We start from the raw sequence: 20,952 nt of genomic DNA on the forward strand, positions 1-20,952 counted from the left end.
GAGATTGCCGCAGGGAAAAGATAGCAATCTTTGCAGGGTCTGATGACTACTTGCCGCGCAGCAGATTTCTATACCCCTGATCGATCATCATTCGGCCATGGGATGCCAGGCGCGCAACCTGCGCCTTAAGCGAACTCGTCTTCCAGGGTTCGGCGGCGACGCGATCGGCGCCAAAGAAAACGGTAGCGACGGCGCGATAGCTGGCGCCGCTCTGGCGTCCGTCGATTGTCCGCAGAGCGCGTTTCAGGCGGTCGCGTCGCTGCCGCGTGATTGGCGGATCGGCATCGCGGTCGATGATTTGGTGATACAGTCGATCAGCCGCAGCGAGCCTAGTGGGCCAGTCGCCATCGAGTGGCAGCAGGAGGCCAACGGGCCCATCACCGACCTGATCGCCGACAAGATTGACGCCTTCCTTCAGCCGAACCCATGACAGTCCCTCGGCGTCGATCTTGCGGTCCGCAATGCTTTCGGGGGGTATGGATGCGGTCAAGCCGATGTCCGGCAGAACGGCGATGAGTTGGACCACCGCAGGCGCTGCGGATGGGAGCCAGTAGATTGGTGCGTTGAGCGCATTGAGTTTTGGATCTGCAAGGAAATCGCAACCCCCAGTCGGCTGGAGCGCTACCGCCCTCCCGCATCAGGTTATAGTCCTTGCGATAGTGCAGGTTTCGTCGAAGGCATTCCCAGGCGAGTCCGGAGATGCCGAGATCATCGAAATGATCGTATTGGTGATCGTCGCGCCAGTCGGTTGGCATGGCGAACTCCTCCCAATCACGCGCCGAAATGTGGAGCAGCGTCAGTTGTTTGGGATGTTTCTCAATAAATCTGCGGTTGCATAGTATGGCCGCAGGCATCGTGTGATGCGTTGGACGCATCAGAGCACTCTTCAGCCCGTGGGAAGGCCATTCTTCAGCAGGTCTCGATAACCTTGCTCGGTCATCCAGCGAGCGCGTGACAGGTGACTGTCATGGACACGGCGGGCGCGTTCCGGTTCCTCATCCGCATCGATGCCGAGCAGAAGCGACGACACTTCTTCCAGCGATGCTCCCGCGTCATTCGCGTCGAGAAGCCGCATGTAAAGCGCGAAGTGATCACGGTCATAGACGGTCACGGCCGCGTCGTTCGGCGGAGCGTCAGCGATCATAATCTGGGTGGCGGGCATCGGTGTCCTTACGGGTCTGGCGCGAATTATTAATGAACCGGAAACCATAAAGTACGCAAGCGCCGGCCGGTTGAAATCTCCAGTCCTGGCTGTGAGCAGACCGACGGGTCAGCTCCAGTGTCGCGCATTATAATACGTCGCATTAAAATACGCGATCCGCATTTTACTGGCGGATGGATATTCGGGAAGTATTTGGTGCGAACCTACAGTTTTTTCGGGAGAAAGCCGGCCTCAGCCAAGCTGCTTTGGCGGACAAGATGGGCGTCGACCGCGCGCACATAAGCGCCATGGAGCGTGGCCAGCAGAACGTCACCATCATTACGCTCTGGCACGTAGCCGAGGCGCTCGACGTCAAACCGGCGGCGCTACTGGACGATCAGCGAAAGAGAAAAAGGGCATGAAGACAGCCCCGCCCGGTCTTGCCGGGCGGGGCTGTCGGAGGCGTCAGTCGCCGTTCTGGCGACGTGACCGCGACCAGATGAGGCTGTAGCTATCTTCACCTTCGATTACGGTGTCGTCGAAGAGGTTGGCGTAGATCGGAGCGGTGAAGCTCGGATCGTCGAGCTTGAGGCTCAGATAGTCGCGGCCCTCGTTCGAGCGCTTGGACCAGGCGGCGCCGATCTCGGCGCGGCCGACGAAGACGCGGTGGCTGGGCGCGTTGTCATTCGTGCGATCCTCTTCCGGGATGATCCTTACATTCTTCGCCTGAACGCTGAGGGTGACGATTTCGCCGACGTACTCGTTGGCGGACTTCTTGAAAGTTCCGATGGTGGCCATGTCAGTTCTCCTTTTGGCTTCCGAGCCCGCGCCCTTCGCGGCCTCGATGGCGATCGACGAGGCCGGGACGACCGCCGACGCAGTCCGAGGGACCCGCAGCGCATGCGAAGGACGGCGGAGACGGAGTTTCATGGTCCGCGAGGAATGGGCGCAGCCCAGGGGAAGAAAGTTCGGCTCCGCCGTTGCGGCCAAGGCGGTCGAGGCGTCAGCCGATCCCGGCCAGATCAGTCCATGAGAGGCCGTGTTGGGCGTGGGTGATGAGCTAAGGAGAACACGGATAAACCAGTATGGTGACCTGAAGTGTCTGTCGCTTGTACTAGACGATCAGATCAGCCAACCTATTGTTTCGCGCAAAGAACGTTCGGTGTCAGACCTGAGCGGGAAACCGAAGCGTGATGGGGCTCAAATCCCACGACTAGTTTCGTTGTGAGCTTCCACGAACCCTTCGACGTTCAATAGCTCGGCCATCCAGTCCATGAACACCTTCAGGCGCGGCGCGAGGTATCGTCGGCGGGCGTAGAGAAAGGAAACCGGGACCGGCGCGGGACGGTATTCGGTCAGTACCTCAATCAGGCGTCCGGCCGCGATGTCGTCGGCAACATCATGGGCCGGAACCTGGATCAATCCGTGTCCGGAGAGAGCTCCAGCCACATAGCTTTCGGCGTTGTCGACGCAGAGGTAGCTGCGCATCTCGACCGTAACCTCCTGACCGTTCTCAAGCCCATCCCATTCGGCGGAAAGTGCGGGCATCCGCAGTGCGTAATTGACCAGACAATGATCCGTCAGATCCGCAGGCGTCTTCGGAACCCCGTGGCGCGCGATGTAGTCGGCGCTACCACAGGTCAGCATCGGCACATCTCCGATCTTGCGGCAGATCAGTTCGCTGTCCTCCAGTTCGGCCAGCCGCACCACCGCATCGATGCCTTCGGACACGAGATCGATCAACCGGTCTGTGGCGCTGATGTCGAGCGTTATTGCCGGGAAGCGAGCGCGAAACTCATGCAGATGCGGAATCACCATGCGTCTGGCAATCCGGCTTGGCATGTCGATCCGCAGACGCCCCGAGATATCATCTGGCCGAAACCGATATTGTCCTTCAGCCTGCGCGACGGCATCGACCAGATCGCGGGCGGTGTCCGCGAACTGCAGCCCCTCCTGTGTCGGACGCACCACGCGGGTTGTGCGCTGTAGGAGTTGTACGCCCAACCGGTCTTCAAGCGCCTGCACCGTGCTGGAGACGGTCGAGCGCGGTAGACCAAGCGCCTCGGCCGCGCGGGTGAAATTCCCGCTCTCCACAACCTGAACGAAGGCCTGCATCTGTTGAATTCTGTCCATGCCAATTGTTCGCCATTTCTGACAGATGATGTCAAGTTGTGCATGTTTATCCGAAATGCTGGACAGGTCATCTATTGTGCAAGGCGCCGAACCAAGCGGCGTTTTCACAATGGAAAGGAAACGGCATGTCGAGAAACAGCATCGAAGGAAAAGTGGTTTTGATCGCGGGGGGTGCGAAGAACCTGGGCGGGTTGCTGGCACGCAAGTTCGCCAAATCCCGCGCGAAGGCCATCGCCATCCACTATAACAGCGACGCCACGAAGGCGGCCGCCGAAGAAACGATCGCGGCGATCGAATCCGCTGGCGCCGAAGCGGTGGCCTTCCAGGCTGACCTGACCTCGGCGGCGGCGATGGAAAAACTGTTCGCGGACACGGTCGCTGCCGTGGGACGCCCCGACATCGCGATCAACACGGTCGGCATGGTGGTGAAGAAGCCGATGGCCGAGGTGACTGAAGAGGTCTTCGATCAATCCTGTGCGGTCAATGTGAAGTCCGCCTTCTTCTTCCTCAAAGAGGCTGGCAAGCACGTCAACGATAACGGCAAGATCTGCACGATCGTCACTTCACTACTGGGCGCCTATACGCCCTTCTATGCGGCCTATGAAGGACTGAAAGCGCCGGTGGAGCATTTCACCCGTGCTGCGTCTAAGGAACTCGGAGATCGCGGCATTTCAGTAACTGCAATCGGCCCCGGCCCAATGGATACGCCGTTCTTCTACCCTGCCGAGGGTGAGGAAGCGCAGCAGTACCACAAAACCGCAGCAGCGCTTTCTCCCTTCTCGAAGACAGGCTTGACCGACATCGAGGATATCGCGCCTTGGATCACCTTCATGGTCTCCGACGGATGGTGGATGACCGGCCAGACCATCCTCGTCAACGGCGGCTACACCACCAAGTGAGCCGTTTTGGCCGGCGGCGACTTGCCGCCGGCCTTTTCCATCCAGCAAGATTGGCGCGCAGTATGACAGATCCGCGTATCGGTGAAGTGATCGCATGGTGGCGAGCGGCATCCAAAGACTGGTTCTCCAAATCGCCCGCGTTCGACGGCGCCTTTCGCAGGCGATTTGTCCCCCTGCATGAGGCTGCCATGGCGGGTGATCTCTCGGCTTGGGAGGCCATACCCGAGGGTTGTCTCGCCCTGCTGATCCTGCTGGATCAGTATCCACGCAACGCGTTTCGCGGCACGAAAGAGATGTATCACTCAGATCAGCAGGCCCTGTCGGTTGCGCACCACGCTGAGAAGCAAGAGTTCATCAGACAGGCGCCGCGGGACTTACGTCTGTTCATGCTGTTACCCTTCGCCCATTCCGAAACGCTTAAGGATCAGGACCTGTCGGTGGAGCTGCATCGCCGCTACCTGCCTTCGGGGCTCCACAAGGCAAAGCGTCATCGCGACATCATCGCCCGCTTCGGCCGCTTTCCCCACAGGCAGCCGGTCTTCGAACGCATGCCGACGGCCGAGGAAAGCCAATATTTGAATGCAGGCGGATTTCAGGGATAGTTACTAAAAACACCACGAGGAAATTCCATGTCCAGCCTAATTCATCGCCTCGTGCCAACTGGCGCCTTACGCAACCTCGCTCCCAAAGAAACGCCCCGAGTGACCAATATGGAGCTGTTCTTCGATCTCGTTTACGTCTTCACCATCATTCAGCTCTCGCATTACCTGTTGGAACACGCGAACTGGCTCGGCGCGCTTGAGTATCTGACGCTCTTCGCCGCCGTCTGGTGGGCGTGGAACTACACCGCATGGGCCGCGAACTGGGTGAACCCGGATCATCCTAGCGGGCGTGGATTGATGATTGTCCTGATGGGCTGCGCGCTGCTGATGGCGGTGGCGGCGCCGCAGGCCTTTAGCGAACGCGCGGAATTGTTCGCCATCGCGTATGTCTCCATGGCGCTGATCCGTGCAGGCTATATGGGCTTTGTCTTTCGCGGTCAGGTCATGGGGCGTAACTATTTCCAGCTTGGCGCCTGGAGCGCGATTTCCGGCGCCTTCTGGATCATCGGCGCCTTTGTGGAACCTGCACGGCTGGCGCTTTGGATCCTCGCTGTGCTGATCGACTATGCCGCGCCCTATTTGGGGTTCTGGCTTCCGGGCCAAGGCGCGACCCCGATGTCGAGCTGGACACTGAAGGGGTTGCACCTCTTCGAGCGTAACCAACTGATCTTCATCATCGCGCTCGGCGAATCCATTCTCCTACTTGGCGGCTATCTGGTCGGCCACGAGATCCATGTGGACACGGGTGCCGCCGCGCTGATTGGGTTCCTGCTGATCGTGACGCTGTGGTGGATCTACTTCGTCGATCTCGCGGAGCCGGGGGAACACCGGTTCGAACATGAGACGGATCACACCAGTCTCGCCCGCGCAGGTTTGGCCTACGCACATGGGGTCGCGGTCTGCGGCGCCATCGTGACCGCCGTCGCCATTGAGATGATCGTGGCCCATCCCCATGACGCGATCCATGCCGAGACCGCGATCATCGCCTTCGCCGGGCCATCGCTCTTCCTTCTCGGCTGCACAATCTTTCACCGCGTCACTGCGGAACGGTTGCGCGGCCTCTACCTTCTGGCCGTCGCGGCGCTGGCGGCCTGGGGCTGGGCATGCGTAGGTCTGCACCTGCAAGGGCTCTGGCTCGGCGCGGGTGTCCTGCTGATCATGGTGGCCATGGCGGCGCTCGGTCATCGGAAGGTGGCCTGAGATGCTGTCGCTTCCCACCGCCAGGAACAAGGTCGCCGCCAATGCTGGCTTTTTGGCCGCGATCCTGATCCACAATCTGACCTATCCCTTGTCAGCCGCCGCTGGGGTTTGGCCTGCACTGTTCTATGGCTTTTACGCGGCGATTTTCGGAGTGGCGACCTGGGCACTCACGGGTCATCGCCTTCAACGCATTTTTGTTGGGAGCGCGGGGCTCGCTGTGTTCATCGCGGGCATTCTGAATTCCTATGTCCCCTCGAACGGGACAGCACTCGCCGTCTACCTGACATCCATGGTTTATCATCTCGGCATGATCGTGGTGCTGGCCCGTTACACCTTCGGCGCGCGGACGGTGATGACCGATGTGCTCCTCTCGGCCACTTCGCTCTACCTTGTCATCGGATCGGGCTTCGCCGCCGTTCTGGCCTTCATCGAATGGTGCGCGCCGGGGTCCTTCGTGGCGAGTTCGGGTGCCGCTATCGACTGGCAACAGATGGTCTACTTCAGCTACGTTACCCTCACCACACTCGGCTACGGCGATATCACTCCTGTCGGATTCTACGCGCAGTCCTTCGTCAACTTCGAAGCGATAGGTGGTACGCTCTACACAGTGATCCTTCTATCGCGACTGGTGGGCTTGCATGCCAGTCGCCAGTAATGGAGAACTTTCAGACCAGCTGATGATGCGCGTCAGGTCCTGCAGGGGATGCGATGCGCACCCATGCCGTCGCGCCGACGATGATCGCACCGATGCTCGCGAAGATGAGGGTCCACGTCTCGCCCGCGCCGCCGGTCTCAGAGAGCCCCTTGACCGCGTGAAAACCGGCCAGTCCCGCCGGCAAGGCATAGAGCGCGCCGATCGCCAGGCGGATGGTCGGTGACCGGATCGTGGCGAACGCGACTTGCCCGAGGATAAGAGCGACGACGCCGACGAACAGGGCGACGGCGATGGCGCCGATCGGCCCCGCGCCGTTTTCAAAGGCATAGTATCCGACCCTGACGGTGACGAAGAACGGAAGCGCATAGACGGCCAGGCTGAATAACAGCCAGCAGAGAAAGCCGAGGCCGACAACGCTCAGCAATGCGGACAGAAACATGGGCGGTCTCCTTCATGGATGGAGCGCCTCCACCAACCGCCACGGCGCTTTTCGAAGTATAGCGCAAAGCAGCGCACGCCGGAACCTTCCGGCGCGCGCATCAGGTGATGCATCCTGTGCATCATACCGCCTGCGCCGTATTTTTCTTCGGTCTGAAATCGAAGAGCGGGACGCCGAGTTTCTTGGCCTTGTCGGCGAGATTGTCGGTGATCCCGGAGCCCGGAAAGAGGATGAGGCCGATGGGCATCGCCTCAAGAAGCGCGTCGTTGCGCTTGAACGGCGCGGCCTTGCCGTGGCGCTTCCAGTCCGGCTTGAAGACGATTTGCTGGCATTTGCGGTTATCGGCCCAGCAGGCGGCGATCTTCTCGGCGCCTTTGGGCGAGCCGCCATGCAGGAGCACCATGTCGACGTGCTTGGCCTTCACACGGTCCAGCGCATCCCAGATCGCCCGATGGTCGGTGACGTCGAGCCCGCCGGAAAACGCAACCCGTGGTCCGCTTGGCAGGAGGGGTTCGATCTCCGCGCGTCGCTTCGCCGAGAGATAGTCGCGGCTGTCGATCATGGCCGCGGTCAACGTGCGATGACTGATCCGCGACCCCGAGTGCGGACGCCAGGTCTGACCGATATGGGTCTCGAAGTGATCGGCGGCGATATCGCGCATGATTTCGTAAGCGTTGCGCCGTTCGATCAGCGTGACGCCCTGAGCCGTCAGAGCTTCAAGTTCGACGGAGCGTACTTCCGAGCCGTCCTGTTCACGCTGTGATCGTCTTTGTGATTGCTCATTGTCGTCGAGGTCGCGATCGACGCGGGCTGCTGTGCGATGAAACAGGTTCGTCACGGACCAGAGCAGGTCTTCGAGACCCGGTTCGAGACGCGTGTCTTCGAACGTGGCGGCGAGTGCGTCGAAGATATCGGCTATCGCACCCTGGAGGGCGTCGGCTTCGGGCAAGGGTCTCGGGTCGGGTTCGTCGGCGAAAGGCCGATAGCCATAGAGCTGCAATTCTTCGAGTACGGCCGCGGTTGCGGAGCTGGCCATTGGTTCGGTGGTCTCGGCGGTCATGGGATCGTCTCCTGTTCGGCGTGGGCCGCGCCTCTCGCGGCCTTCCCGAGCGACGGGAAAGCGGGGGCTGGCCGGGACTGCACCGCCGGTCACGGCGGCCGGAGCCAGAGGCGGAGGACGGCGGAGGCGGCGCTCTTTTGTTTCGCGATGCAAAGCCGGGCCTTTACGCCCGGCGGCGGAAAAGAGTGTCGCCGTAGCCGTTGCCGGCCCGGCCAGTCTCCGCTCCGTCTCGCTCCTCTCGGAAGGCCGAAGGCGAGGCTCTTGAATTAGGAGGTGATCTGACGATAGCGACCAGACTAGTGACGGGCCTGCTCTGCCGCTCAGTGTTCGTCGGAAAGCAGCCGTGAGAAATCGGCAGTGGCCAGTTGCTGACCCAGATGCGTCCTTAGGTCGTCCCGTCCGAGCTTGCGGAGGTCTTCGTTGAAGTCGCCGCCAAGAGAAATAAGCCGAATCGTTTCGATACCGACGGCTCCTGCGCGTTCGATCAGATTGGCGGCGGCCATGTCGCCTGCTTCGTCGGCGTCGGCGGCGATGTAGAGACGCTGAAGCCCGGTCGGCAGGATCAGCGCGGCGAGATGATTGGCCGACAACGCGGATATGACGGGCATGTTGGGCAACGCCATGCGCACGGAGAGCGTGCTTTCCAGCCCTTCGCCAGCAGCGAGGATGTCGCTCGCAGTTCCGATCCGCACGCCATGGCCGAGCAGGTTCCCCATCGCCTTGCGTGATGGATCGAGGGGCGCCTTGCGAGCCGTCGCCGGATCGAGCCATGTGCGGTGAACGCCGGTGAGATTGCCGTTCACGTCCGTGACCTTGGCGAGCAATGCGGGCCAGGTCTCCGGTGGTGTGTCTTTGGGCTGACCTTCTCGCCAATAGTAGCAGCACGGATGAAATCGCAGTGCTGGCGCGTCGCCAAGCCCGGAAAGACCGCGCCGATGAAGATAGCGCTCGGCGAGCGTTCCACCGATCGGTTTTCCCATGGCGAATAGGCGCCGTGCAGCCTCCGGCAATCCGGTGGGTGCGACCGCTCGTTCGCGGGTTGGCGGTTCAGGTCGTGGGAGGCTCAGGAAGATACGCGCCTCATCAAGCGTCTCGCCGAAGGTGCGAAGTTGCCGGGCGCCGGCAATGAGGTCTAGCAGGTCGCCATGGTCGCCCGTGGCGGCGTCGGTCCATTTGCCGGCAGCGCCAGGACCGTGGGTTGGTCCAGTGAGGCGAACGTAAAGACTGCGTCCGGGCGTGTTCTCGACGTCGCCGACGATCCAGTAGCGGCCCTGCTTGCGGCCGTTGGAGAGATAGTGGCGGCATACGGCCTCCGCTTCGCGGCCGAGCTGGCGGGCCATGTCAGATGCAATGCTATTCATTTGCGCCTCCTTGGTGAGAGCAAAAAAGAAGGAGCCCGCCACATTGGGCGGGCTCCAGGGGCGGCTGCGGGAGCCGTTGGGGGGCTTGGCTCCCGGTCACTCGGCCGCAGTGGCGAAGGCGTTGCCGGTGACAGGTTCATCATCGGTGATGACGGCGGAATCGCCCATGGCCGTTTCGCCGCCGTTATCCGCCGATTGCGCTTCGCTGTCGGGAAGAGCCGGCATGCGCAGGACTCCGGGCAGCCAACCGGTTCCTTCGAGAAGCTCTTCGGCCGCCGCGACCATCTCCGGTTTCTTGAGACCAGCGATGCGGTCGGCCGCCTCGTCGCCCTTGCCTTCGCGCACCGCTTCCAGAATGCGGGCCTTGGTGACGCGTGCGAGATAGCTCTCGCCCGTCGGCGTCCAGCCCGCACTCGTCATGTCGAGCCCGAGCGTCGCCGCCAGCACATCGGCATGGGCGAGCGCCCGCGGACGGCGGTTGTACGGTTCTTGTACAGCGTTGACGGTCATGGCGACGCAATGCGCGAACAGCGCCTCGCGGCTATCTTTGTCGAACCCGACCAGCGCCTCCCACAGATCCTCAGGCGCTTTCGGCAGCGCCCCTAGCCAGCTCGTCGTGCGATCGTCGATGCTGAGCGCGTAAGCCGTGTCGCCAAGGCCCGGCGCCTGGGCGCCAAAACCGGCGCTGTGCGGCGTGATCTCGACACAGCTATCCAGCGGATAGTGATAGAAGAGCCGCAGCGTCATCGCATGCAAGGCGGCGAGGAACGCCGTCTGCGGATCGTTGGCCAGCGCGTCGCGAAGGGCGAGCGTGCGATGCGCCGTCAATTCCATGACGAGACGGTCGGAGAGCGGCTTCAGGCCATTTTCTTCCTCTTCCACCTCTTCGCTGGCGTCGGGGCTCGTAACTTCGTCGACGTCCTCCTCGGTGGAGGCGTCCATCCCGTCGACCTCATCCCGCCCATCGGATTCGACGGAAGGTTCATCCTCGGGGCGGACATAGCCACGTTCGACACGCGGGCGGCCGTCATGGCCAATGCTGACGAAGACGCCGGCCATCGCGATTACGTCCGGTTCGAAGCGGACGGGCCGCTCCTGCAAGGCTTCCATCGCCGTTTCGATCTCGCCGAGACGGGCGTCGACCTCTTCGGGAAACTCCTCCGCGTCGGCGTATTCAACTTCAATCTGATCGTATTCAGTCTTCAGCGCGTGGAAGCTCGCGATCTCGTCCTCGCTCATCGGCTCGGTCTCGCCGGTGATCCGGCGCAGACCGTATGTGTGGCCGTAGGGGAAGTCCGTGCCGATCTCGATCCATTTCCAGCCCTCGGCGCGGATCGCTTGCGCATCGGTTTCGAGCTTTTCATCGACGAGTTTCGCAAGCAGGCCTGCATCCTGCAGCCAGCCGCCATCATCGGACTGGAAGAGATCGCGGAGGATGGCACCGCCGGCCGCCTCATAGGCGCCCAGCCCGACGAACTGCGCCCGCCGGTCGGAGGCGCGCACGGCGCCTTCGGTCAGCATGCGGCGGATTTCATAGGGCTGTTTCGCGTAAGTCCGTCTGATCGACTCCCAGACCTGTTCCTGGCGCTCATGGTCGGGATTGACCGTGAAGGCCATGAGTTGGTCGAGCGTCATTTCCTCTTCCGCATAGGCGTCGAGAAGCGACGGCGCGATAGCGGCGAGCTTGAGCCGCTGCTTGACGACATTCGCCGAGACGAAGAAGGCCGCCGCGATCTCCTCTTCGCTCTTGCCTTTCTCGCGCATCGCCTGGAAGGCGCGGAACTGGTCGAGCGGATGAAGCGGCGCACGCTGAACATTCTCGGCGAGACTGTCTTCTTCGGCGAGGCCATCCGTGCGCACGATGCAGGGCACGGGCGCTGTGCGGTTCAGCCGCTTCTTCTTCACCAGGAGTTCGAGCGCCCGGTAGCGGCGTCCGCCTGCCGGGATCTCGAACATGCCGGTTTCAGCGCCGTCCTCGTCCAGCACCGGCCGGACGGTGATCGAGGACAGAAGCGTGCGCCGGGCGATGTCTTCGGCGAGCTCCTCGATCGAGACGCCGGCCTTGATGCGCCGAACATTCGACTGGCTCAGCACCAGCTTGTTGAAAGGGATGTCGCGCGAGGCGCTGAGGGTGATTTTCTGAGACTTGGTCATATCAGTTCTCCGTGGGCGGGCTGGCCGAAAGCCTCTCTCTCGACCTCCAAACCCGTCACGAAAAACCCGGCCCGCCTCTTCCTCTTGAGGAAGCGACGGACCGGAACGATAGAGCGCCGTTTGCAGTTACGCCGCGCGCTCCAGGAGCTTCTTCGCCTTGCCCTCCAATTCGAGCCGGGCGTCCTGCTGCGGCTTCGACCGGGCGACGGCGGAGATGCCCTGCACGAAGTCGAACACGGACTCGGGCGGCCGGCCTTCCTCGGCGAGGACTGTCTCGACGATCCTGGCCGTCTCCGCCTTGGAGAAGCCCCGCTTGCGGAGGAAGTCGGTGCGATCGTCGTCATTGCGCGCGACGATCCGCTCGCGCGCCGCACGGATGCCTTCGACGAAGGGTCGTGGCGAGGAATCTGCGAAGCGGGTCAGCGCCGGCGCCGCCTCGTGTGCGAAGCGGTTGGCGGCGTATTTGGAATGCCGGATGCTGATTTCCTGGAAGTCCTCAACGCCCCAGAGATTACGGTTCTGGCAGACGGCGCGGAGGTAGAAGCTGGCGATGCCGAGCGTCTTCGCGCCGACTTCCGAGTTCCAGCAATAGAACCCCCGGAAATAGAGATCAGGCGATCCATCCGGCAGCTTGCCCGCCTCGATCGGGTTCATGTCGTCGACCAGGAAGAGGAAAACGTCTCGGTCGGAGGCGTAGAGTGTGGTCGTATCCTTGGTGATGTCGACCATCGGGTTGTAGACGCCGCTCGACCAGTCGAGCGTGCCGGGCACTTTCCAGCGCGTATCGCCAGTGCCGTTCCCCGCGATCTTCTGCACGGCGGCGACGAGTTCGTGGTCGTAGATGCGGCCATAATCCGGGCCGGTGACGGCGCGCAGCTCGGTACGCCCATCCTCGGTTTCCAGCGTCTTGATCTGCTCGGCTCGGTGGGAGGTGAGCCCGTATTGCAGATTGATGCCAGCGAGCGGCGCCGGGAGCTGGCGCAAATAGGCCGCTGGTGCGCTGACGAGGCTTGCAAGCTGTCCGAAGCTCCAATGGGTCGGCGCGACCGGCGCGTCGGCTTCGGGCAGGATGAGCGCCAGGTTTTCCGGATCGTCGCGATGGGCTTCGACGCGGATCGCTGCGCTCTCGACCGTCCGCGTGCGGCTGTGCTCGGCGCGGCCCTTCACAGAGGCGTAGAGCTCCGACAGGGACAGGTAGCGTTCGTCATCCGGCCGGGAAAACCATTCCGAGGAGACGCGGCCGATCCGCTCTCCGCGCGAGATATCGACTTTGAAGCCGCCGCTCTCGTCGCGTCGGCCGTCCAGGGTTTCAAGGTTAGTCATGGGTCAATCTCCGTGAGCGGGCCGGCCGAAAGACTCTCTCTCGACCTCCAAACCCGTCACGGCGAAAGCCGCCGAACTCTCACTCTCTCTTGCACCGGCGAAAGCAAAGAATCTCAGCCTTGCGACACCGCCCCAACAAGAAGGTCGTTGGCAATATGTTGGCGTCCAGACGGCGTATTTGCATCGATATTCGGCACAGATTTCTCCAAAGTATTTCGAAATATGGCACGAAATTCATGGAGTCTATTGACTCAAAGCGATGTAGAAACTACCTGAATTTCAGTGAAGGATGCAGAAGGCGGTGATGGATTGATGTCTGAAGACAGTGAGAAACGGGAGAAGTTTGTTCGGCTGGCCGAGGGGCGGACTCAGTCTGCGCTCGACGCCATTCGGAAACTTGGCAACCTCTCGAACCGCCGGGCTTACGAATACAACGATGCTGACGTGAAGAAGATCATCAAAGCGCTCCGAGATGCGACAGGCGAGATAGAGCGAAAGTTCGGATCGACTTCGGGCGATGGCGCAGACAAGTTCAAGCTGTAGGGGGCGCAATCCATGAAGGCTGAACCACTTAACATTCGCGACAAGCGATTTCTCATAAACCGGCTGATCGAACAGGCGCCCGTGAGCACGCTGGTTCGCGAGTTCTTCAAGAATGCCGACGAAAGCGCTGTTCTGGCGGAAACGGGGAATCGTCGTATCGAAATCTACCCCACGACGATTGATGGCGTACGCAAGCTGACCTTCTGGAACACGGGCGTGGGCATGGACGATAGAGAGTTGAAGCAAGCGACCGATCTATCGTCTTCGATCAACAAAGAGATGGCGCTTGATGGCAATTTCGGGATTGGGGCGAAGGTCTCAGGTCTCACCATGTCGCGCGAAGGGATACGCTATCGGTCGTGCAAGAGTGGCATCGTCAACGAAGTCACCATCGGCTTCGATGCCGACGAAGGCACCTATGTCCGCTTCCCTGTCGAATTGCCTGACGGCAGCTCCGACACTGTCTATGACGTTACCGACGTGGCCCGTGAAGCGGGACAGGACACCGCGTTCGACTGGACGGAAGTCGTCCTGCTCGGTCAAAGCGAAGATCACGACACCGTAGCCGAGCCGCTGGGCAAAGGGAAAAGTCTGGACCGAAGCTTCATTCCGTCGGCGATCTTCCGGCGTTTTGCGCGTTTTGGAGAGGGAGTCGAAGTTCGCGTCGATGTCGCCATGACCAAAGGCGGTGGCAAAGGCGAGACAGGTCGTACGCGTCGATTGAAAACGCTGGAAGATGTGGTCGACGAGTTGCCCAACCATGAAAGGGTCGAAGCGCCCGGCGGGGAGGTCACTGTACACTATATCCACGACCCCAAGCATGAGCGGCACAGCCATTCGCTAAGTGCGCTCGCCAATCCGGCAACGAGTTCCACGACATTTTGCGCGCTGGTGCATAAAGGTGAGCGCTATGACATCAAGTCGAAGAAGGCTTGGTCGGCGGCAGCCCCGAACTTCGGTATTCCCTTCGGCTCGAAGGTCCTCACGATCGAAATCGAGCTTGCTGACAATGTCGCCATGCCAAATCAGTATCGTGATGGACTGACCTGGCCCGATGACCGGTCCCCGATGATCGCTGAGGACTTCGACGCCTATGTGCGCGAGCTCATGCCCGAATGGGTCAGGGAGGTCATTCGTTCCGAGTCACCATCCTCCGACGACAATCTGGATGATCTCCAAACCGACCTTCAGAAACTCCTCGACGAGTTCCGTGTCCCCACGGCGACCCTTAGTCCCTCTCGTCGTCCGATGGCATCCCCGACGGAGGATACTGCTGAGGGCACCGATACGTCCGATCCCGTCGACCTCGATACGGATTTCCCGGAAACGGGCGACGAGCCCGATGAGAATGGGGACAAGCGCGACCCGAACAAGAGTCAACGCGCCAAACACAAGAAGGTGCGCAAGGCGCCAGAGGGGTCAAAGCTTTCACGTTCTGCCCAATCGTTGGAGCGCGTGCCGGAGATCAAGATCCTCACCGATCCCGAAGAGATCGCCGAGAAGAATTTGAAAGGCCGTGCGGGGCGCTTTTACAAGGATGCCCAAACGCTGTTCGTGAACGGCTTGTATTCCGTCGTGGAGCGTATGGCTGTCGAACTTGATGCGGAACTTCGTACGTCCGGCGAGCCGGAAGTAGTGCGCACTGCGATACTAAGGGCCTCTCGCAAGTTCATGGCCTTCCGAGTTGGGAAAGCCACTTGCTACGCCATCAGCAAACGACTCTCTGACGACTGGTCGAGCGACGATCTCGACCGTGCCACCTCGCCCGAATCTCTTTCGCTGGCTGCAGATGACTACAAGCAGAGCATATCTCAGGCCAAGCGCTATGCGAAGGAACTGATCAAGACGGCGGACGTCCCGGAAGAAAGCGTGGCCTGAACGCGATCTAGCCCGAAAGCCCAATTCTCATGATCTGATGTGCGTCCGTTCTGGAACGTGCATGTGTTAGTGGCATGTCGAAACCGTCGGATACAGATAGGGCTGATTCTACCCGTCAGAGAGACACTCCCTTCCTTGCTGTCGGAATCAGAGCCCAGAGGTCGACTTCAATGTGTTGTCTTTCCTTTCATCGCTCCACGTGATACAAAACCTCACACTACAAATGCTGAAGTGTGAGAGTATATATCGATGCCCCAGACCCGCTCCCAACGCGAGATAGTCCGCGACCTCCTAGCGGCGCGTGGGATTCTGCGCCTTGCGGAACTTAGGGACGCCGGTGTCACCGCCGCAACCGTCAGCCGCATGGAGAAGGATGGTGAGGTTATCCGCCTGGCGCGCGGGCTCTACCAGCTCCCTGACGCAGAGCTCGACGCAAACCACAGCCTTGCCGAAGCGGCCAAGCGTTTCCCCAAGGGCGTGATCTGCCTCGTCTCGGCGCTCGCCTTTCATGGTCTCACGGATCAGCTTCCCAAGAAGGTGTGGATGGCGATCGGCCGTAATGACTGGACGCCGAAGCCAAGCGACATGCAAATCCGTGTGCTGCGCTTCTCGGACGATCTGCTCATCGAAAGCGTCGAAACCCATGTGATCGAAGGCGTATCGGTAAAGGTGTTCGGCGTGGCGAAGACCGTCGCGGACTGCTTCCGCCATCGCGGCAAGATCAGTCTCGCCGTCGCGCTCGAGGGCCTCCAAGAGGCTCTGCGCCAACGCAAATCCACGCCGGCCGAGATCGCTAGGGCAGCGGACACAGGCGGGGTCGGCACGGTGATCCGCCCTTATCTGGAGGCACTGACCACCAATGGCTAAGGCTGGCGGATATGTCTTGCGTCTGACCCATGAGCGGCGCGATGTCTTTCATCATGCCGTGGATGAGTATGGCCGTTTCGCGGAAGCGGTGCCGTTGTTCGGCCACAGCCGCAATGCGCCTCTAGTCTGTTTCATTGTCGATCCGTCTGGCCGTGTCACGCATATCGGGCGGGGACGACGGGGGGTGAACGCGGGAACGCAGCAAAGCCGACTCAACATTGAGGAAATCCACTCGGTCGATGATGTTGTCTCCACTCAACGCATTATCGGCGGCGTGCCAACTCGCAATCGGAAGGCCGTCGAACAGAGATTCCTTAGTGGCGGCTTGCTTTCGCCAAAGGCGTTCCAGGAAGCGATCGATGTTTTTGTCCGGCTCGCGCCAGGGGCTCGTAGCTTGGTCGATCGTTTCACAACATCGACCCGCCAGCGTCTTGAGCGGCTGAGCGAGCGGGCGCGAGATAGCCTTGCCTATCAGAAGGAAGCTTTGGCCGTTGCCATGAGCCTCGCCGGGATCGACCGTGCGCCACTGGCTCAGTGGTCGTTGGAGGATGAGGCCCCCGGGTCATTCTTGGACGGGTTGCCGGAGGTTCGCATGCGCGAGGATCCGATGGTTATCCAAGATATGCGACAGGTGCCGGGCTACGATTACCTCCGAGAGATTCCCAATGCTGCCGCTGCCGTTTTCGCTGACGGTGACGACCGCCTTACCGTGATAATGGCCAATCGGCAGCCGCTCGAGGAGCAGACCGGGACTGATCTGATCTACTACAATGAACGGTTCAGGGCGTTCGTCATGGTTCAATACAAGGCCATGGAGGCGGATGACGATTTAGGTGCGATCTTTCGGTTCCCTGAGGCAAAACTCACCGATGAACTCCATCGAATGGACAGGTTTCTCAAGGAGTTGTCCAAGGTAAAAGCCGCCTCGGCACTGGATGATTTTCGCTTTAGCGACAACCCGTTCTTTTTGAAGTTTTGCCCACGAATTCAGTTCGAACCCGATAGCACAGGCCTGACGAAAGGAATGTATATCCCCCATGCCTATTGGAAGCTTCTTGAAAAAGACGACCGATTTAAGGGCCCGCGGGGCGGTCGCCGTCTGGCGTACTCGAATGTGGGTCGATACTTCGACAACACCTCATTCACAATGATGGTCAAGGGCGCATGGGTGGGGACAAACATTCCGCAATCCGAACTTTTGGAAAGGTGGATGCGTGATGTCGTGGCCGCTGGCCGCTCCATCACCTTTGCGGTCAAGCCCGACGATCCGGACCCCGATGGGGACGGTGCGTTAGTCGTGAATCCAAACTTGGATCTGGATGGCTTGGCTGTCGAACACGATGAAGAGCCCGAGCGAGTCCAAATTTCACGCGGGTGACGAAGCTAGGGATTGGCGGTAAGCGCCTGGGAGGAGAACATGGCGGTTATTCGCAAGGTTGAGATTTCGCATTTTCGATCGATCAAGTCGTTCGAATGGTATCCGTCACCTGGTCTCAATTGTCTCATCGGGTCTGGTGATGCTGGCAAGAGCACGGTTCTCGACGCTATCGACCTGTGCCTTGGTGCTCGCCGGTCCGTTCAAATCACTGATGCAGATTTTTACCAACTCGATGTCGAGACGCCCATCTCGATCACGCTGACCTTGGGGGCGTTGTCGGATACGCTGAAAAATTTTGAGGCATATGGGGATTATCTGCGCGGCTATCAGTATCTCCTCGGAACGATCGAAGATGAACCCGGGCATGGACTCGAAACAGTTCTGTCGTTGAATCTTGAGATCGCAGGCGACTTGGAGCCACGGTGGAGGTTAAGATCGGATCGCGCAGACGCTAAGGGCGCGGAGCGAAATCTGAATTGGAAGGATCGGGTCGAGCTTGCGCCAACTCGTCTCGGTGCGACGTCTGATCACAATCTCGCATGGCGGCGCGGCTCCGTTCTCAATCGGTTGAGCGAGGAGAAGCCGGATGCGTCCCTCGCTTTGTCGCAGGCAGCGCGCGATGCAAGAAAGAGCTTCGGCAATGACGCGGATGCTCAGCTTGGCGATGCGCTCACATCGGTGAAGAAGGCGGCGGATGAACTCGGCATCCCGATTGGCGAGAAGGCGCAAGCGCTCCTCGACATGCATTCTGTTTCGGTCACCGGCGGTTCGATCGCCCTGCACGACGAGCGAGGGGTTCCTCTTCGCGGTTTGGGGCTCGGTTCCACGCGCTTACTTATCGCTGGGCTCCAGCGGGAAGTCGCGGCGATGTCCTCCATTCTCTTGGTCGACGAGGTGGAGAATGGTCTTGAACCACACCGGATCATTCGGCTTCTCGGCTCGCTAGGAGCAAAGGACGAAACGCCGCCCCAACAAGTCTTCGCCACCACACATTCACCGATCGTGTTGCGGGAGCTTTCTGTGGCGCAGCTGCGGATCATGCGGCGGTCGGACGACAAACATCAAGCGCGGCCTGTCCCTACTTCGGCGCAGGGGACACTACGCCGATCACCGGAAGCTTTTCTGGCTCCATCTGTTCTGATTTGTGAGGGCGCGTCCGAAGTCGGGTTTGTGCGCGGGTTCGAGCTTTTTTGTGTGGGACAGGGCCAACCTTCGATTTTCGCTCGCGGTGTTGCACTCGTCGACGGGGGTGGTGGCCATCCGGATCGATTGTATGAACGCGGCACCGAATTCGCGAAGCTCGGATATCGGACAGCCGTTTTTCGAGATGCCGACATCACACCCACTGCACAGGTGGAAGCGACCTTTCATCAACTGGGCGGCGGCACGTTTACTTGGGACGCAGGCCAGTCGCTGGAAGCCGCGATCTTCAATAATGTGGGGGATGCGACACTCCTGGCGATGCTGGACTACGCGATTATCGAGCACGGGCAGGAAATGGTGGCTGCTCATATTCAGTCGGCGTCCGGTAATCAGGAGACGGTCGAAAATCTACGAGCGCTGCTCCACTCGCCCCAGCACACCATTACGCCTGCTCAGCGCGCTGTTCTCGTCACAGCGAGCACCAACAAGAGCAACCCGTGGTTCAAGTCGGTGGGTCGGATGGAACATGTGGCCAGTAGAATCTTGGCTTTGAACTTCGCCGATGTACGTGAAGACTTCCGGAACCGGGTCAATGCGCTTATTGGCTGGGCACAGGCGTAGCATGGCTGATATCGATCTGCTCAAGATTGACTGTGGTAGCGTTTCAGCGCCGGCTGGGTGCGGGAAGACACACCTCATCGCGTCGGCCCTGCAGCGGCATGACGATGCGAAGCCGGTCCTTATCCTGACACATACCAATGCAGGAGTCGCGGCGCTACGCGCTCGGCTCACGCATCTGGGTGTGTCGCAACGTGCCTATAGGATCACGACAATCGATGGCTGGGCGATGCGCCTCATCGGTACTTTTCCGCTCCGGAGCGGCCATGCCGGAGGCATTCTCGATCTGACCGATCCGAGAAACGACTACCCCGCAATCCGACAGGGAACGGTCAATATCCTAGACGGCGGTCACCTTGGGGATGTGCTGAAAGCGACTTATGCGCGCTTGCTCGTGGATGAGTACCAGGACTGTATTGTTGAGCAGCATGCGATGGTCTCGAAGATCGCAGAAGTCCTGCCGACCTGCGTGCTCGGTGATCCGATGCAGGCGATCTTTGGATGGGGCACTAATGTACTGGTCGATTGGGAGGCTGACGTTCAATTGCGGTTCCCGCCAGCGGGCGAACTGGATACGCCTTGGCGTTGGCGGAACGTTGGTACTGAGCGCTTTGGTCGATGGCTTTTGGCCGTGAGGGCGGCGCTACAAGCCGGTCAACCGATCGATCTTCGTGAGGCTCCGCCAGAGGTGGAGGTGATTGCAGTCACCGGTGACGAAGACGTCCAGAATCAGACAAGGGCAGCCAATACGCGCGCGCCGAATGAAGGTGGAAACGTGTTGATTGTCTGCGATGCCAGACGGCCTCCGCGGCATCGTGAGATCGCTGCACGGGCACGAGGCGCTGTTGTCGTCGAGAACGCCGATCTGACGGATTTCATTCGTTTCGCGGCATCTTTCGATATGCATGCAGCGACCGCCGCCGATGACTTGATCGATTTCGCCGGATCGACAATGACTGGTGTCGGTGCTGCACAGATGAAGCAGAGGTTGCGTGTGCTTTTCGCTGGCCGGGAACGATCTCCGCCAAATGATGCAGAGGCGGCTGCACTGGCATTTGCACGCGCGCCAAGCCCGACAGCAGCCGTGACTTTGTTGGTCGAGATTAATCGCCAGGCCGGTGTCTTCCCGTTAAGGCCAGCACTAGTGCGTTCCGCAATCCAGGCCTTCAACGGCTGCGTCGATGCAAAGGATTTTCATGAAATGGCGGTCCGAGCTCGTGAGCAATCGCGCGTCAAAGGGCGCACACTGCCACGTCGAGCGGTGGGAAGTACCTTGCTTCTCAAGGGATTGGAAGCTGACGTCGCGGTCATTATCGATACAGATCTTTTGAGTGCTCGTGACCTTTATGTTGCCATGACACGCGGATCCCGAAAGCTTGTGATTTGCACGGCCAATCCGGTTCTCACGCCAGCTGTCTAGCGGAGGTACGAGGCCTGTTTGTCGATGTTCATGTTCCGAAGAGCGGGGTGATGTCTAGCAGGCCGCGTTATACCGAGCGCATTGGGATGCTGAGCGAGCGGTCACGTCGCAGTCTTCCGCCTCGCTCCGGAAGCGGCC

The 20,952-nt window shown here is 60.4% G+C and carries 21 protein-coding genes; 11 read left to right on the forward strand and 10 right to left on the reverse strand.

What is annotated here, in order from left to right; genetic code table 11:
- Positions 1-46: 46 nt before the first annotated feature.
- Genes HF955_RS04430 through HF955_RS04435 form a run of 3 tightly spaced genes read right to left on the reverse strand, consistent with a single transcriptional unit; the run spans position 47 to position 1,162 of the window.
- Positions 47-490: a DUF2285 domain-containing protein gene (locus HF955_RS04430; RefSeq protein WP_233457105.1), complete on the reverse strand. Its 444-nt coding sequence runs from the start codon at positions 488-490 to the stop codon at positions 47-49.
- Positions 378-875, reverse strand: a complete 498-nt coding sequence (locus tag HF955_RS18430) for a DUF6499 domain-containing protein (RefSeq protein WP_367279750.1) — start codon at positions 873-875, stop codon at positions 378-380. Before HF955_RS18430 ends, HF955_RS04430 begins: the two co-directional genes overlap by 113 nt.
- Positions 876-886: 11 nt before the next feature.
- A complete protein-coding gene (locus HF955_RS04435; RefSeq protein WP_104829951.1) occupies positions 887-1,162 on the reverse strand; it encodes a DUF2285 domain-containing protein in 276 nt (91 codons plus the stop codon).
- Positions 1,163-1,335: 173 nt separating this feature from the next.
- Between HF955_RS04435 and HF955_RS04440 the strand changes: the two genes are divergently transcribed.
- A complete protein-coding gene (locus HF955_RS04440; protein WP_219146735.1) occupies positions 1,336-1,563 on the forward strand; it encodes a helix-turn-helix transcriptional regulator in 228 nt (75 codons plus the stop codon).
- 43 nt (positions 1,564-1,606) lie between these two features.
- Here the strand turns inward: HF955_RS04440 and HF955_RS04445 are convergent, their stop codons facing one another.
- Positions 1,607-1,939: a DUF736 domain-containing protein gene (locus tag HF955_RS04445; RefSeq protein WP_219146738.1), complete on the reverse strand. Its 333-nt coding sequence runs from the start codon at positions 1,937-1,939 to the stop codon at positions 1,607-1,609.
- A 402-nt stretch (positions 1,940-2,341) separates the two neighbouring features.
- Positions 2,342-3,274, reverse strand: coding sequence for a LysR family transcriptional regulator (locus tag HF955_RS04450; protein ID WP_219146744.1), 933 nt, complete (start codon positions 3,272-3,274; stop codon positions 2,342-2,344).
- Positions 3,275-3,399: 125 nt separating this feature from the next.
- Here HF955_RS04450 and HF955_RS04455 point away from each other — a divergent pair, with 125 nt between their 5' ends.
- From HF955_RS04455 to HF955_RS04470, 4 genes are all read left to right on the forward strand, one after another.
- A complete protein-coding gene (locus HF955_RS04455; RefSeq protein ID WP_219149819.1) occupies positions 3,400-4,173 on the forward strand; it encodes an SDR family oxidoreductase in 774 nt (257 codons plus the stop codon).
- 62 nt (positions 4,174-4,235) lie between these two features.
- Positions 4,236-4,775: a DUF924 family protein gene (locus HF955_RS04460; protein ID WP_219146746.1), complete on the forward strand. Its 540-nt coding sequence runs from the start codon at positions 4,236-4,238 to the stop codon at positions 4,773-4,775.
- 108 nt (positions 4,776-4,883) lie between these two features.
- Positions 4,884-5,975 carry a low temperature requirement protein A gene (locus HF955_RS04465; protein ID WP_233457220.1) on the forward strand — a complete coding sequence of 364 codons (1,092 nt, stop codon included), beginning with the start codon at positions 4,884-4,886 and terminating at the stop codon, positions 5,973-5,975.
- 1 nt (position 5,976) lies between these two features.
- A complete protein-coding gene (locus tag HF955_RS04470; protein ID WP_219146750.1) occupies positions 5,977-6,630 on the forward strand; it encodes a potassium channel family protein in 654 nt (217 codons plus the stop codon).
- Positions 6,631-6,640: 10 nt separating this feature from the next.
- Here the strand turns inward: HF955_RS04470 and HF955_RS04475 are convergent, their stop codons facing one another.
- From HF955_RS04475 to HF955_RS04495, 5 genes are all read right to left on the reverse strand, one after another.
- Positions 6,641-7,069 (reverse strand): hypothetical protein, encoded by a 429-nt coding sequence (locus tag HF955_RS04475; RefSeq protein WP_219146752.1) that lies wholly within the window; start codon positions 7,067-7,069, stop codon positions 6,641-6,643.
- Between the two features lie 121 nt (positions 7,070-7,190).
- Positions 7,191-8,129 carry a DUF2493 domain-containing protein gene (locus tag HF955_RS04480; protein WP_291078242.1) on the reverse strand — a complete coding sequence of 313 codons (939 nt, stop codon included), beginning with the start codon at positions 8,127-8,129 and terminating at the stop codon, positions 7,191-7,193.
- A gap of 320 nt (positions 8,130-8,449) precedes the next feature.
- A complete protein-coding gene (locus HF955_RS04485) occupies positions 8,450-9,490 on the reverse strand; it encodes a toprim domain-containing protein (protein ID WP_121212525.1) in 1,041 nt (346 codons plus the stop codon).
- A gap of 96 nt (positions 9,491-9,586) precedes the next feature.
- Entirely contained in the window at positions 9,587-11,644 is a 2,058-nt protein-coding gene (locus tag HF955_RS04490; RefSeq protein ID WP_219146756.1) for a ParB/RepB/Spo0J family partition protein, read from the reverse strand.
- A gap of 126 nt (positions 11,645-11,770) precedes the next feature.
- A complete protein-coding gene (locus HF955_RS04495) occupies positions 11,771-12,967 on the reverse strand; it encodes a DUF932 domain-containing protein (RefSeq protein ID WP_121212527.1) in 1,197 nt (398 codons plus the stop codon).
- Positions 12,968-13,279: 312 nt separating this feature from the next.
- On the opposite strand from HF955_RS04495, the gene HF955_RS04500 reads away from it, so the two are divergent.
- The 6 genes from HF955_RS04500 to HF955_RS04525 all read left to right on the forward strand — a co-directional run bounded on the left by HF955_RS04500 (position 13,280) and on the right by HF955_RS04525 (position 20,814).
- On the forward strand, positions 13,280-13,510 hold the full coding sequence (locus tag HF955_RS04500) for a hypothetical protein (RefSeq protein WP_065382766.1): 231 nt from the start codon (positions 13,280-13,282) through the stop codon (positions 13,508-13,510).
- Between the two features lie 12 nt (positions 13,511-13,522).
- Positions 13,523-15,388: a hypothetical protein gene (locus HF955_RS04505; RefSeq protein ID WP_121212528.1), complete on the forward strand. Its 1,866-nt coding sequence runs from the start codon at positions 13,523-13,525 to the stop codon at positions 15,386-15,388.
- A 249-nt stretch (positions 15,389-15,637) separates the two neighbouring features.
- The gene (locus tag HF955_RS04510; RefSeq protein WP_219146760.1) at positions 15,638-16,255 is read left to right on the forward strand and encodes a type IV toxin-antitoxin system AbiEi family antitoxin domain-containing protein; all 618 of its coding nucleotides are present in this window, start codon (positions 15,638-15,640) and stop codon (positions 16,253-16,255) included.
- Complete coding sequence (locus HF955_RS04515) at positions 16,248-17,633, forward strand: hypothetical protein (RefSeq protein WP_219146762.1); 1,386 nt, start codon at positions 16,248-16,250, stop codon at positions 17,631-17,633. The genes HF955_RS04510 and HF955_RS04515 overlap by 8 nt, the downstream gene beginning before the upstream one ends.
- 39 nt (positions 17,634-17,672) lie before the next feature.
- A complete protein-coding gene (locus tag HF955_RS04520; RefSeq protein ID WP_065383223.1) occupies positions 17,673-19,397 on the forward strand; it encodes an ATP-binding protein in 1,725 nt (574 codons plus the stop codon).
- A 1-nt stretch (position 19,398) separates the two neighbouring features.
- The gene (locus tag HF955_RS04525; RefSeq protein WP_065383222.1) at positions 19,399-20,814 is read left to right on the forward strand and encodes a UvrD-helicase domain-containing protein; all 1,416 of its coding nucleotides are present in this window, start codon (positions 19,399-19,401) and stop codon (positions 20,812-20,814) included.
- Positions 20,815-20,952 lie beyond the last annotated feature (138 nt).

The sequence above is a fragment of the Hyphomonas sp. genome, assembly GCF_017792385.1.
Classification (GTDB): Bacteria; Pseudomonadota; Alphaproteobacteria; order Caulobacterales; family Hyphomonadaceae; genus Hyphomonas.

Excerpts from the sequence above, each read along its gene's own strand:
- HF955_RS04435 (WP_104829951.1), bottom strand. The coding sequence starts at position 1,162 with ATGCCCGCCACCCAGATTATGATCGCTGACGCTCCGCCGAACGACGCG.
- HF955_RS04495 (WP_121212527.1), bottom strand. The coding sequence starts at position 12,967 with ATGACTAACCTTGAAACCCTGGACGGCCGACGCGACGAGAGCGGCGGC.
- HF955_RS04460 (WP_219146746.1), top strand. The coding sequence starts at position 4,236 with ATGACAGATCCGCGTATCGGTGAAGTGATCGCATGGTGGCGAGCGGCA.
- HF955_RS04490 (WP_219146756.1), bottom strand. The coding sequence starts at position 11,644 with ATGACCAAGTCTCAGAAAATCACCCTCAGCGCCTCGCGCGACATCCCT.
- HF955_RS18430 (WP_367279750.1), bottom strand. The coding sequence starts at position 875 with ATGCGTCCAACGCATCACACGATGCCTGCGGCCATACTATGCAACCGC.
- HF955_RS04465 (WP_233457220.1), top strand. The coding sequence starts at position 4,884 with ATGGAGCTGTTCTTCGATCTCGTTTACGTCTTCACCATCATTCAGCTC.
- HF955_RS04515 (WP_219146762.1), top strand. The coding sequence starts at position 16,248 with ATGGCTAAGGCTGGCGGATATGTCTTGCGTCTGACCCATGAGCGGCGC.
- HF955_RS04450 (WP_219146744.1), bottom strand. The coding sequence starts at position 3,274 with ATGGACAGAATTCAACAGATGCAGGCCTTCGTTCAGGTTGTGGAGAGC.
- HF955_RS04505 (WP_121212528.1), top strand. The coding sequence starts at position 13,523 with ATGAAGGCTGAACCACTTAACATTCGCGACAAGCGATTTCTCATAAAC.
- HF955_RS04520 (WP_065383223.1), top strand. The coding sequence starts at position 17,673 with ATGGCGGTTATTCGCAAGGTTGAGATTTCGCATTTTCGATCGATCAAG.
- HF955_RS04455 (WP_219149819.1), top strand. The coding sequence starts at position 3,400 with ATGTCGAGAAACAGCATCGAAGGAAAAGTGGTTTTGATCGCGGGGGGT.
- HF955_RS04480 (WP_291078242.1), bottom strand. The coding sequence starts at position 8,129 with ATGACCGCCGAGACCACCGAACCAATGGCCAGCTCCGCAACCGCGGCC.
- HF955_RS04445 (WP_219146738.1), bottom strand. The coding sequence starts at position 1,939 with ATGGCCACCATCGGAACTTTCAAGAAGTCCGCCAACGAGTACGTCGGC.
- HF955_RS04475 (WP_219146752.1), bottom strand. The coding sequence starts at position 7,069 with ATGTTTCTGTCCGCATTGCTGAGCGTTGTCGGCCTCGGCTTTCTCTGC.
- HF955_RS04440 (WP_219146735.1), top strand. The coding sequence starts at position 1,336 with ATGGATATTCGGGAAGTATTTGGTGCGAACCTACAGTTTTTTCGGGAG.
- HF955_RS04485 (WP_121212525.1), bottom strand. The coding sequence starts at position 9,490 with ATGAATAGCATTGCATCTGACATGGCCCGCCAGCTCGGCCGCGAAGCG.
- HF955_RS04510 (WP_219146760.1), top strand. The coding sequence starts at position 15,638 with ATGCCCCAGACCCGCTCCCAACGCGAGATAGTCCGCGACCTCCTAGCG.
- HF955_RS04525 (WP_065383222.1), top strand. The coding sequence starts at position 19,399 with ATGGCTGATATCGATCTGCTCAAGATTGACTGTGGTAGCGTTTCAGCG.
- HF955_RS04500 (WP_065382766.1), top strand. The coding sequence starts at position 13,280 with ATGTCTGAAGACAGTGAGAAACGGGAGAAGTTTGTTCGGCTGGCCGAG.
- HF955_RS04470 (WP_219146750.1), top strand. The coding sequence starts at position 5,977 with ATGCTGTCGCTTCCCACCGCCAGGAACAAGGTCGCCGCCAATGCTGGC.